The following is an 11,383-nucleotide window of genomic DNA, read 5'->3' as shown; positions in this document are numbered from 1 at the left end:
GTCCATGATCGTGTGTGATCCCTTCTTCATATAATAACTAGGCCCACTTGACGCGAGGCTCAGTGGCGCGACCACCCATCACACGTCGCCGCAGTTTCTTATAACAATAACCAGGCCCCCTTGGCGTAAGCGGGTGGGAGCGTGTGGTATGTGCGCGTCCGGTTCATCGGCGCTACACTCGGCCGGCGTCAAGCTCGGCCCACCTGGCGCGCCCGGGTGGGAGCGTGTGGTATGTGCGCGTCCGGTTCATCGGCGCTACACTCGGCCGGCGTCAAGCTCGGCCCCCTTGGCGTAAGCGGGTGGGAGCGTGTGGTATGTGCGCGTCCGGTTCATCGGCGCTGCACTCGGCCGGCGTCAAGCTCGGCCCCCTTGGCGTAAGCGGGTGGGGTGTTGTGGATTCGAGGTCGTCTGGGCTCGAGATCGTCTGGCTGATTTGCGTCAAGCTCGGCCCACCTGGCGCGCCCGGGTGGGATCGAACCACCGACCAGCGGTTTAGAAGACCGCTGCTCTATCCACTGAGCTACGGGCGCGGTGTCGATGCGGCCCGGGCGGGGCTTGGTGGGGTGTATTGTAGCACGTGGTGGGGGGATAGTCCAGAGGGGGGTGGTATCGGGGAGGAGCGTGGGCTCCTCCCCGTAACTGCGGTGGTGGTGTCGGGGTTGGCTTAGAAGCCGTCGGTGACCTGGGCCCAATCCTCGCCGCTGATCAGGTAGAGGTCGGCGTTCTTGTCGAGGGCCAGGATGATGTAGTCGTCGATTTCGGGTTCGTAGAAGGAGGCGAAGTTGAAGGGGGCGGAGCCGGGGACTTTATTGGGGAGGGCGGCCCATTCTTCGCCGCCCTGATCGATGAAGAGGGTACCGGCGTTATCGAGGGCCATCAGGACGAAGGTGTCGGCGGCGGAGTCGTGGAAGATGGAGATCTCGTAGGGGCCGGAGCCGCCGATGGGGTTGCCGTAGGCGGCCCATTCTTCGGCGCCGGAGATGAAGCACTGGCCGTTTTTGTCGACGGCCATGACCAGCCAGTCGTCGTGGATGGGGTTGTAGATGGCGGTCAGGTCGTAGCCGCCGGCGCCGGGGCAGGGGGAGCCGTCTTCGGTCCAGCCGTCGGGGCCGAGGACGTAGAGCTGGCCGTTGTTGTCGAGGGCGTAGAACAGGTAGTCGTCGAGGTCGGGTTCGTAGAAGCCTTCCATGTCGACGGGACCGGGGGCGTTGAGCTGGATGCCGCTGTCGGACCATTCCTCGGCGCCGGAGATGTAGAAGCGGCCTTTGGAATCGAGGGCGGTGACCAGCCACTCGTTGGCGGCGGAGTCGAAGAAGGCGGTCAGGCGGTAGGGTCCGGAGCCGGTGCAGGGCTTGCCGTCTTCGGTCCAGGTGTTGTCGGGTCCGACGACGTAGAGCTGACCAGCGGAGTCGACGGCGTAGATCATGTAGCCGCTGTCGGCGGTGTCGAAGAAAGCGGCCAAATCGAGGCTGCCGGCGGCGAAGACGCCGGAGGCCAGGATCAGGGTCGCGAGAATGCTCAAGGTTTTCTTGCTCATGGTAACCTCGCTTTTCGTGAGGGGTTTTTCAAGGCCGGTTAGTGGTTGGCCGTCGTGGTTGAAACGGGCGCGAGCAGCGCCGAGTATTGAGCCATTATAGCGGAAAGTCGCGGGAATTGCAGGTCGGGCTCAGTCGAGGGCGGCGATGCGGGCGGTGTAGGCGGCGATGTCGAACTTGCGTTCCAGGCCGCGGGCGTTCATGTAGCGGACCTTACCGAAGATGTTCCGCTCGGGCCAGGGCCGGTCGTGGGCGCCCAGGCACCAGGCGGCGCCGGCGTAGCCGTCGGGGTCGCGGCCGTCGAGGGAGTATTTATCGTTGAGGCGGTTGATGGTCGACAGGGCCTCGGCGGGTTCGGGGGTCCATTCGAGGATCTTCTTGCCCCAGTACATCCGCAGGTAGCCGTGCATCTTGCCGCTGAGGAGGAGTTCACGCTGGGCGGCGTTCCAGTAGGGGTCGTGGGTGGCGGCGCTCTCGAGCTCGGCCGGGTTGTAGGCGCGGGGTCGGGGATCGGCGGCGTGTTCGTCGAGGGTTCGGCGTGCCCAGTCGGGCAGGCCGGCGTAGGCGTCGTAAGCGGGGTTGTGGAGGCACCAGTTGACGGCCAGTTCGCGGCGGACGACGAGCTGCTCGAGGAAGGCGGCGGCGCCGGGGCTGCCCGTTCGTCTGACCTCGAGGACCACGCGCAGCGGTGAGAGCTGGCCGAAGTGCAGGTAGGGCGACAGGCCGGATTGACGGTCGACGGCGGGGTCGTTGCGCAGCTCGGCGTAGTCGTCGAGGTTCGCGGCGATGAAGTGCTCGAGGCGGCGCAGTCCTTGGCGGGTGCCGCCGGGATGGTGAGCGGTGACGGGGGTCGCACCGTCGTCGCAGTCCAGCTTGGCCGACAGGGCGCGCCAGTCGTCGGGGTCCTCGTCGGAGTCCTCGCCGGGGAGCCCCAGACCGTCGGCGGGCAGGGCGGGGGCTCGGGCGGTGGGCGGCTCGAGGAAGTGGTCGAGCAGGCGGTTTAGTTTGGGACGCAGGGTGTGGGCGGCGTACTCCTGTTTGTCGGAGGCGGCGCGGGCTGGGACGCAGACCTCGCCTTCGACGGCGATCAGGGGTACCCTCAGGCGTCGGGCCAGCTCGCCGCGCCAGTGCCGCTGGTGGCGCAGGTAGCCGACGTCGGCGACGACGACGGCGGCGTCGGCGGCCAGCTCGGTGATGACCTCGACGGGTCGGCCCCGGCGCAGGACGAAGGCGATGCGGCGTTCGGCCAGAGCGGCGGCCGTCTCGGCCAGTCCCTGGAGCAGGAAGGCGAAGTGGCGGGCGTTGGCGCCGGGGTAACCCTCGTGGAGGGCGAAACCGACGACGAGGGGTAGTTCCAGCTGGTCGGCCCAGCCGACGGCGTACTCGAGGGCGGGGTTGTCGACGGCGCGCTGGGCGGCCTGCATCCAGTAGAGGATGTAGCGGCCGTCGGCGGTGCGCCGCTCGTTGAGCTTGGTCAAGCGCTCGGGCTGCATGCCAGCCTTCGTTGTTTCCGGCGTGAGGCGCGACGGCCGCCGGGGGTTAGGGCCGGTCGGCGGGACGCCGGAGAGGGTCTTAGCGGCGCCGTATCAGCTTGCGGCCCTTCCAGCGGGCGCTGCCGTGCCGGGTCACCCGCAGGGAGTTCAGGGCGGTCAGGGTGCCCAGCAGAGCGACGACGGGATGGCCGAGGGCGGCCCAGACCGGGAAACCGAAACGCAGGTAAACCATCAGCCACTGGAGCAGGGAGGCGCCGAGGATCGCCGCGGCCAGCCAGAAGACGAGGGGAGACAGCGGAGCGCCGAGGAGGTCCAGCGTCAGCAGTACCGGCGGCTCCCAGTAGAGGAAGGCCACCCAGAGCCAGGCGAAGAGAAAGATGAACAGCCTGTAGTTGAAGATGGCGAAGAAGTTCTTGCTGAAGCCGGCGAAGGCTTCGCCGAAGCCGGTGTACATCCGGCAGGCCACCCGGCGGGTGCCGTCGGCGAAGGCCAGGCGTCCGCGGTTTTTGACGACGGCGCGTCCCAGGGCCACGTCGTCGGTGGCGTGATCGCGAACGGCGGCGTGGCCGCCGATCCGCTCGTAGGTCCGGCGGCGGAAGAGCATGAATTGGCCGTTGGCCGGAGCCAGGGCGGGCCGCTTGAGCAGGCGCAGCAGGGCCAGGGGCAGGAAGCTGACGATACACCAGGTCATCAGCGGGACCAGCAGTTGCTCGCCGGGGGTGCGCATGATCTGGCGCGGCAGCAGGCTGAGCAGGTCGGCGCGGCGGTGGCGGAGCTCGGCCACGGCGTCGGCCAGGGTCAGGGGGTGGTGGCTGGTGTCGGCGTCGGTGAACAGCAGCAGCTCGGCGTCGGCCCCCGCGGCGAGCTGGTGGCAGGCCCAGTGCTTGCCCAGCCAATCCGCTGGCGGCGGGCGGCCGTGGATGACCCGCAGCTCGGGATAACGCCGCTGCAGGTCGCGGAGCAGCTCCGGGGTGGCGTCGCTGGAGCCGTCGTCGAGGACGCTGACGCTGAAGTCGGGATAGTCCTGCCCGAGCAGCGACTCGAGGCAGGCGACGATCCCCCGTTCCTCGTTGCGGGCGGGAACTAGGACGGCCACCCGGGGCGGGTCGGCGACGGGCGGCCGTTTGCGCCGGCCGAGGACGGGCAGGACGATCAGGTTGCCCGCCGTGGCGATAAGCAGCGCAACGGCGAAGACCAGCATCCCCAGCAGGTGGATCTCGAAAGCGCTCATGGCTCTTCGGGTCTGGCTCGACGCCGGGGCAATCCCAGGCGCGGCCCCCCGGTCAGATCGTCGAGATGTTTGATGATCAGGATGCCGAGGTTGACCCCGGCGGCCGCCGGCACGGGCGCCGGATAGGCGCGGATGAAGAGGTAGGCGGTCAGGACGGCGAAGCCCAGCAGGGTGGTCCAGGCGTCCTCGCGCTGGACGAGGTAGAGCAGCGCGAAGGCGGCGCCGAGGATCGTCGGGCCCTCCCAGTAGGTCAGGCCGGTCCAGACGCCGAAGGTCACGGCGACGGCCTTGCCGCCGCGAAAACCCAGCAGGGGGCTGAAGGCGTGCCCCAGTACCGGCGCCGTCAGCACGGGCAGCAGACCCCAGCCCGAAACCCCGCCGAGATGGACCGCCGCCCAGACGGGCGCGGCACCCTTGAGGTAATCCAACAGCAGCGCCGGCACGCCCACGGCCGGCCCACCGGCCTTGAAGGCGTTAACCGAGCCGGGGTTGCCGTCGCCGAAACCGCGGACGTCGACGCCCTTGAACAGGCGCACCAGCCAGGGGCTGAAGGGCAGGGAGCCGCAGGCGAAGCCCAGCAGGCTGAACAGGAGGGTTGTCAACGCCCCTTGCCGGAATCCGTGATCCGCACGAGCTGGGGGGGGAAGGGTGAGAAAAAGCTCTGGCGGGCCAGGTACTTCTCGTCGTGGCGGACGATCCAGCCGCCCAAAACGCTGGTCACCGCCGAGAGGGGCAGGCGGGCGCTGCGGTAGCCCTCGAGGAGTTCGAGGAAGAAGGCTTTTTCCTCGGCGCCCAGTTCGGTCGAGAAGTAGCCCAGGGCGTGGAGCAGGACATTGGTCACCGGGCCGACGCCGGGCGCTTCGTCGAGGGCCCTGGCGAACCCCTCGCGGTAGCGGGTCGCCGTCGCGCCGGGGGCGGCGGAATCGGCGGCCGCCAGCAGACGGCCCAGCTCGCGCATCCGCTGCTGGTCGTAGGCCATCAGCAGCAGCTTGTTGCGGGCCTGGAAGTCCATCAGCGCTCCCAGACGTCCTTGTGTCAGGGTTCGCCGCAGATCGGCCAAGGCAAAGAGCTTGGTGTAGAAATGCTCGCGCAGGCGGTAGTTGTTGAGCCGGCCCTCGTCCTCGACGGCCAGGCCGCCGCACCGCTCGGCGACCACACCGCCGAAGAAGCCCCCGCCCCGGCCGAAGGCCCCGCCCTGGTCGGCGGCGGAGTAGATCTTGACGTCCTTGATCCCGCAGCTCGGTGAGCGGTGTTTGAGCAGGAAGCCGTCGACGTCTCCCAGGCCGTCCAGAACCTCGTCGACGTGGTTGCGCATCGCCGCGGTCAGGTCGCGGCCCGTGGCGGGCTGGAGCAGCCGGGGCTCGCGGCTGTCGCCGGTTTTGACCGCCACCACGCGCAGCGGATCGCGGGGCACCCCCAGGCCGATGTCGACCTCGGGGCAGAGGTCGATGAAGTCGACGTGGGGTCGCAGGGCCTCGACGTAATCGTCGTGCAGGGCGACACCGTTCCAGCGGCAGGCGGCGAAGCCCAAGCAGCGGCTGACCGCCAACCGGGGGCGGGCGAACTCTTCGTTCATCATACCCCGCTAGGTTGGCTTGGCTGGGGTTCCCGATGGCAGGGGGTTTTCGAGCGACGAGGTCGGTATTGCGCCCGGGGATGTAGCATGCTAAGGTGAGTATAGCATAGACGAGCCGGGGTCGAGGTCGAGGTCGAGGTCGGAGGTCGTCGGCCACCAGTGAATAAATTCCCCAAAAACACTTGCAGAATTGTGTTTTTTCCGTTATAATACTATAACGTAATAAGCATATGGATCAACCGGGTCAGGGAAACAAGCAAAGCATATTGGCCGTTTTGACTTTGTTTCGCCCCGGGACCGTGACGATCGAATTGGGATTGCCCGACCGGAAAGGACCTTTGGTTCCGTACCGTACGCTGCGAACCGGCCGTCCTTTTCAGCGCTAACGAAAACGATGCTAATCCAGGATAAAACAACAGGCGCAGTCTGGTTGGATTATGTTCGCACCATCCAGGCAATCGCTGACGAAATCGCTGACGAAATCGCTGACGAAATCGCTGACGAAAGGGGCGGTGATAAGGAGATAGCTTTTTCAGCCATTTATTGGTAAAATCCTTGGACATGCTCCAAGCTAACCTTTATACCATCCACTGTCGCGGTCCGGTTGATGGGGATCCGCCGACGGTTAGAACCCGCTTGAATACGGCAACGAGCTTAACCGGAGCTTAACCACCTAGCTTGAACCAACCGACCTTTTATCGCTCGCTGAGAAGACCCTTGAGTCGCAACAAGAAAGGGGTATTGATGAGAACCCGCAGCCTGGCGTTGCTTTTGGGGCTGGTGCTGGCGACGAGCGCCTTCGCCGCTCCCGTGAAAGCTCCGACCACCCTGGAGCTACTCAACGCCGCCTACCGCAACAACGAGATCGACTTCAACGATTACGCCCTCTACAAGCTCTATCTGGTCCATGAGCCCGAGCGCATCCCGGCCCAATACCAGGCCGAGGAGCTCGTTCCGCCCAATACGTGCGGCACGCCCCTGATCATGGACGCCTGGCAAGCGCTGCAGGAGGGCGTCTTCGACGAAGAGCAGGCCGCCGACGCCGAGCTGTACTTCCTGCGGCCCACCGACGATCGGGCTCAGGCCGCCCTGCGCGGCTACGGCGTGCCCGACGCCGAGATCTACCACTACGACACCCCGGAAGGCAACTTCCGCATCTGGTGGACCCTGACCGGTTCCGACGCCCTGCTCAAGGTCGCCGACAACGACGGCAGCGGCATCCCCGATTACGTCGAGTGGATCGCCGAGGGGATGGAATACTCCTTTGCCTTCAACGAGGACATCGGCTGGGACACCCCGCCCCGCGACGGCGACTGGTACCCCGACGGCGCCGATTTCGGCCACCTGCCCGGCGACGACGAGGCCGAAGAGCAGCGCTGGGACGTCTACATCCGCGTCACCGGCTCGATGGCCTACGCCCAGGCCGAGTACTACATCGAGGACACCATCGAGAACGACGCCGCCGGCCACATGGCCTTCTCCCGTGACGGCTTCGACGAAAGCACCACCCTGTCGACGGCCGCCCACGAGTTCAACCATATCACCCAGTTCGGCGTCGATGTCGGCGAGCCAACCCACTTCATGGAGAAGACCTCGGTCTTCTTCGAGGAAATGACCTACCCCGAGCGCAACGCCTATCAGGGCAACCGCGTCAACGGGTTCCTGGCCCGTCCCGACTACGGCCTGACCCGCGAGTACGTCACCTCCTGGTACAACAGCGTCATCTGGCACGTCTACCTGGAGAGCCTGGCCCGCCAGGACTCCCGGGTGGGTGATCTGGTCGATTCCTTCGGCCAGGAGAACTCCGTCATCATGGCCTGGGAGGACTACGCCCAGCAGACCGCTTCGCGCGATTTGAACTGGGAAGAGTCCATGGACCTGATATTCCGTGACGCCTACGGCGACACCCACACCTTCGACGCCACCACCGGCGGCATGGGTTACGGTTTCACCACCTTCGTGCGCTGGAACTGGTTCACCGGGATCCGCGAGGCCCACAAGGCCGGCATGGTCAACAACCTGGGCTACTACTACTACGACGACGACAACCCCGACGAGAACAACCCCGCCGCCTTCCGCGAGGTCGAGGACAAGAGTCCGGACGGCACCCGGGAATGGACCGGCGCCGATCTGATCTCCGATGACGGCGTCAGGATGACCATGGAGCCCGAGGGCGGCGCTGACATCTACAACTCCCCCGACGGCTTCGGCTCGGTCTACACCCACTGCATCGATCTCGGCGGCATGCCCGAGGGTGATGTTGTCTTCGCCTTCAAGGCCAATCCCGAGAACGCCGACAAAACCAAGCACTGGGGCGGCGTCTACGTCATGATGCAGGACGAGCTGCGCCAGGCCGCCGCTCAGGACACCGAAGGCGACTACCTGATGTACACCTTCGGTGACAAGGGCATCATCCGGGTCGAAAACGCCAACCAGTACCATGAGCTGGCCTTCGTGCCCCACGTTCTGGTCGACGAGGGCACCGCCCTCAGCTTCCGCTACTGGATCCGGCACGATAACAGCGACAACACCCCGCCGAGCTTCGATCCTTCGGCCGGCGGCGCTCTGACCATCACCCGGATGCCCGGCTTCGACACCCACTTCGAGTTCACCGCCACTCCGAACGAGCTGCTGTTCGCCTGCCCCTCCTACGAGGTCGTCTTCACCGACGAGGACGGCGAGTCCAGCATCTATAACGTCAACGGCTTCCAGCATGGCAACGACGGCTACGAGTGGAACGACTGGGATGCCGGCAACCCGCTCTACACCGCTATCTGGAGCCTCCCCGACGGCATCCACGGCACGGGCAACCTGACCGTCACCGCCGCCGACGTGCTGGGTAACGTCAAGGTGCTCGATTACAGCGACTTCCTCGCCGTCGACGATGTCGACGAGGGTGGGGGTGTTATCGGTCGCGACGTGGCCGACGCCCAGCTGACCGTCCCCGCGGGCGCCATCAATGGCTCCGCGACCGTCAGCCTGCTGGTTCGTCCCGATATCCAGGGCGGACTGCTCGAGACCCGGACCCTTTCCAGCTCCTCGGGTGTGGCCAAGCTGACCGCCCCCGCCGTGACCCTGAGCCGCAACCTGACCACCAGCGTTTCGGCCTCCAATCCCGCCGGCGGTTCCGCCGACGAGAAACTGGGCCTGCACGTCGTCGGCCACGCCTACGACGTCAGCAGCCGCGGTGAACTCGTCGAAAACGCGACCCTGCGTCTGCGCTACGACAATGCCGAGGTGCCCAACGAGGACAAGCTGAGTGTTTACCGTTGGAACGACGAAACCGGCTCTTGGGAGCGTGTGGCGGCTCAGATCGATCGCCAGGCCAACGAGGCCTACGCCGCCATCGACGAGTTCGGCGTCTACGCCGTGGGCTACAGCGAGATGATCGAGATGGTCGACGAGTCCGGCATCGATCAGCGCTTCGCCTTCAACCTGGAGCAGAACTATCCCAACCCCTACGTCGCCGGTTCCGGCCAAACCAGCATCAACTTCACCACCGAGAGCACCGGACGCGTCAACCTGAGCGTCTACGACATCTCCGGTCGTCTGGTCGCCACCGTCATCGACGAAGATCTGCCCGCCGGCCGCCACAGCGTCAACTGGAACGGCGCCACTCAGAGCGGTCGCTCGGTAGAATCCGGTGTCTACTTCTACAAGCTGGAGACTACTGACAACTCCGCCACCCGCCGGATGGTCATCGTCCGCTAACCCGGATATCGATCGCCGAGACGGCGTGAACAATAAACCGACGGGAACCCGCCAGGGTTCCCGTCGGTTTATCATCCGGGGATTCTGCTCGGTCGGGGGGTCTGCTCGGCCGATAATCATGGGGCTTGGTCAAATCAGCCTCGTCGGTCCGTAGCACTAACGGCATTTAGCTCCCCGGCCCGCCGACAGCCTCGAGCCGCCTTCAGCGGCAGTTGGTTAACCGCGTTCCCCGTCGGCGCGAAACTGCTTGCACGAGGAACAGGATACCGTCCGCCGACGGACGTGGAACACAACCTAGGGGCCCCGCGGGGCCCCTAGGTCAGTGCAATCTATCTTGCTGGGGGTCAATACAGCAGGAAGCGCAGGTAGCCCCAGCTCAGCGGCAGGACGGCGTTCTCCAGGACCTTGATCGTACCCGTGGTGGAGGGATGGAAGGAATCGTAGTAGCCGAAGGTGCCGATGTCGCTGAAGGTTCGGGTGTAACTGTCTCCGGGATCCAGACGGCCGGAATCGAAGCTGCCGTCGTCGGCCTTGACCCGGTGGGGGCCGTCGTCATTGTTTTCCCAGCGGATCTTGTCCCCGGGCTCGATCTCGATATAATCGGGATCGAAGAGGCCGCCCGCGGTGATGCTGACGGTATAGGTCTCCGCCGCCACCGAGCCGGCCAGGAGTAGCAGGATGATCATGATCAGGGCTCTGGTTTTCATCGCAACCTCCTTTATCAGCGAGATAGCCTGGATAGCCGGTTGAAGGGTGGTTTAGCTCTTATCCACTCTCATCCAGCGAGGCCGGTGCAAGCTGATCACTTTTCCAGATAACTCTGCAATGTGCAAAAAAACAGCAAAACAGATCGCTTGATACTTGAGGTATGACCGATCGGTCGATTTGGATTTTTCGTCTCTAGCCTCATACTAATAGTATAGCACATTATTCGCGTTTGTCCAGTCTTTTCTAAACTGGAGTGAGTGGACGATGACCATCGACGATTATAGCCGGTTACGGCTGGATCGGTTTACCTTGATGACGGTTTCCTGCTCGGGGCTGAAACGGTTGATAACATCACACAAGCTGCCGGCCCATTCTGCTGAGAACGGATACCGCTCGAAAAAGGCGCGAAGACGGTCGAGAATGAAAATGACGTGCTTGGGCTCTACAGGTCGGCGCTACCACTTGGTCGAGCAGAAGCCCTGTCTATCTGGTGTTGAACGGTATGGAGGCGGGATCTCACAGCGGAGTTCTTCTACTCCGTATAGAGCGTCAAGCAGACCCGGGTTGACATCAGGACGGCGGCGCTGAAAGCCGCTCTTGCTGCACAACCCTCCTGGCACATACCAAGCAGCATGGCTCAGTGCTGTTAACTGCTTTCTCCGATTAGGCTTGAGCAGTTAATAGGTTAAGGATCATCACAGAAGCTGAACATCAGCTATTGCAGTTGGGTACTTATATCGGCGTGAACGGATCTGTCATCCCGCCACCGATAGAGGCGGGCAATGTGGCGGGGAAGAGCGGGACGGGGGACCGGCACGCCAACCGTCCCAGCTGCAACACCCGCTATCACTACCGCTGGCCGACGGGCGCATAAGCGAGACAGCGCGTCTGTTCCGGCTCGGCGTCCCGGCGGCGCGGGTCGCCAAGGACCTGGGCCTCCATCGTACTACGGCCTATCGCTACTAGAGGCCAATCCGCCGGCGCCGCACCGCCGCTCGCCAGGCCGCGCTCGACCCGACCAGCTACACCGACGGCTGGAAAGCCTATAACAAGCTCTCGCTCAACGGTTTCCCTCACAAGCGCATCAGCCACCAACAGGATTTCGCTGATGGACGGACACATATCAACG

The 11,383-nt window shown here is 64.8% G+C and carries 7 protein-coding genes and 1 tRNA gene; 1 reads left to right on the top strand and 7 read right to left on the bottom strand.

Going from position 1 to position 11,383, the window contains the following annotated elements:
* Nucleotides 1-454 precede the first annotated feature (454 nt).
* The 6 genes from GF399_05860 to GF399_05835 all read right to left on the bottom strand — a co-directional run bounded on the left by GF399_05860 (nt 455) and on the right by GF399_05835 (nt 5,835).
* A tRNA-Arg gene (locus GF399_05860) sits at nt 455-530 on the bottom strand.
* 134 nt (nt 531-664) lie between these two features.
* Nucleotides 665-1,537 (bottom strand): hypothetical protein, encoded by an 873-nt coding sequence (locus GF399_05855; GenBank protein ID MBD3399840.1) that lies wholly within the window; start codon nt 1,535-1,537, stop codon nt 665-667.
* Between the two features lie 129 nt (nt 1,538-1,666).
* On the bottom strand, nt 1,667-3,028 hold the full coding sequence (locus GF399_05850; protein MBD3399839.1) for a deoxyribodipyrimidine photolyase: 1,362 nt from the start codon (nt 3,026-3,028) through the stop codon (nt 1,667-1,669).
* A gap of 79 nt (nt 3,029-3,107) precedes the next feature.
* On the bottom strand, nt 3,108-4,259 hold the full coding sequence (locus tag GF399_05845) for a glycosyltransferase (GenBank protein ID MBD3399838.1): 1,152 nt from the start codon (nt 4,257-4,259) through the stop codon (nt 3,108-3,110).
* A complete protein-coding gene (locus tag GF399_05840) occupies nt 4,256-4,960 on the bottom strand; it encodes a hypothetical protein (GenBank protein MBD3399837.1) in 705 nt (234 codons plus the stop codon). Before GF399_05840 ends, GF399_05845 begins: the two co-directional genes overlap by 4 nt.
* The gene (locus GF399_05835) at nt 4,858-5,835 is read right to left on the bottom strand and encodes a DUF1722 domain-containing protein (GenBank protein ID MBD3399836.1); all 978 of its coding nucleotides are present in this window, start codon (nt 5,833-5,835) and stop codon (nt 4,858-4,860) included. Before GF399_05835 ends, GF399_05840 begins: the two co-directional genes overlap by 103 nt.
* Nucleotides 5,836-6,579: 744 nt before the next feature.
* On the opposite strand from GF399_05835, the gene GF399_05830 reads away from it, so the two are divergent.
* Nucleotides 6,580-9,546 (top strand): T9SS type A sorting domain-containing protein, encoded by a 2,967-nt coding sequence (locus GF399_05830; protein MBD3399835.1) that lies wholly within the window; start codon nt 6,580-6,582, stop codon nt 9,544-9,546.
* A gap of 344 nt (nt 9,547-9,890) precedes the next feature.
* On the opposite strand, the gene GF399_05825 is transcribed toward GF399_05830, so the two are convergent.
* A complete protein-coding gene (locus GF399_05825) occupies nt 9,891-10,253 on the bottom strand; it encodes a hypothetical protein (protein ID MBD3399834.1) in 363 nt (120 codons plus the stop codon).
* Nucleotides 10,254-11,383 lie beyond the last annotated feature (1,130 nt).

This window comes from Candidatus Coatesbacteria bacterium, assembly GCA_014728225.1.
Classification (GTDB): Bacteria; RBG-13-66-14; RBG-13-66-14; order RBG-13-66-14; family RBG-13-66-14; genus WJLX01.
Note: the sequence above shows the minus strand (reverse complement) of the source record. Positions and strands in the feature narration are given on the sequence as shown.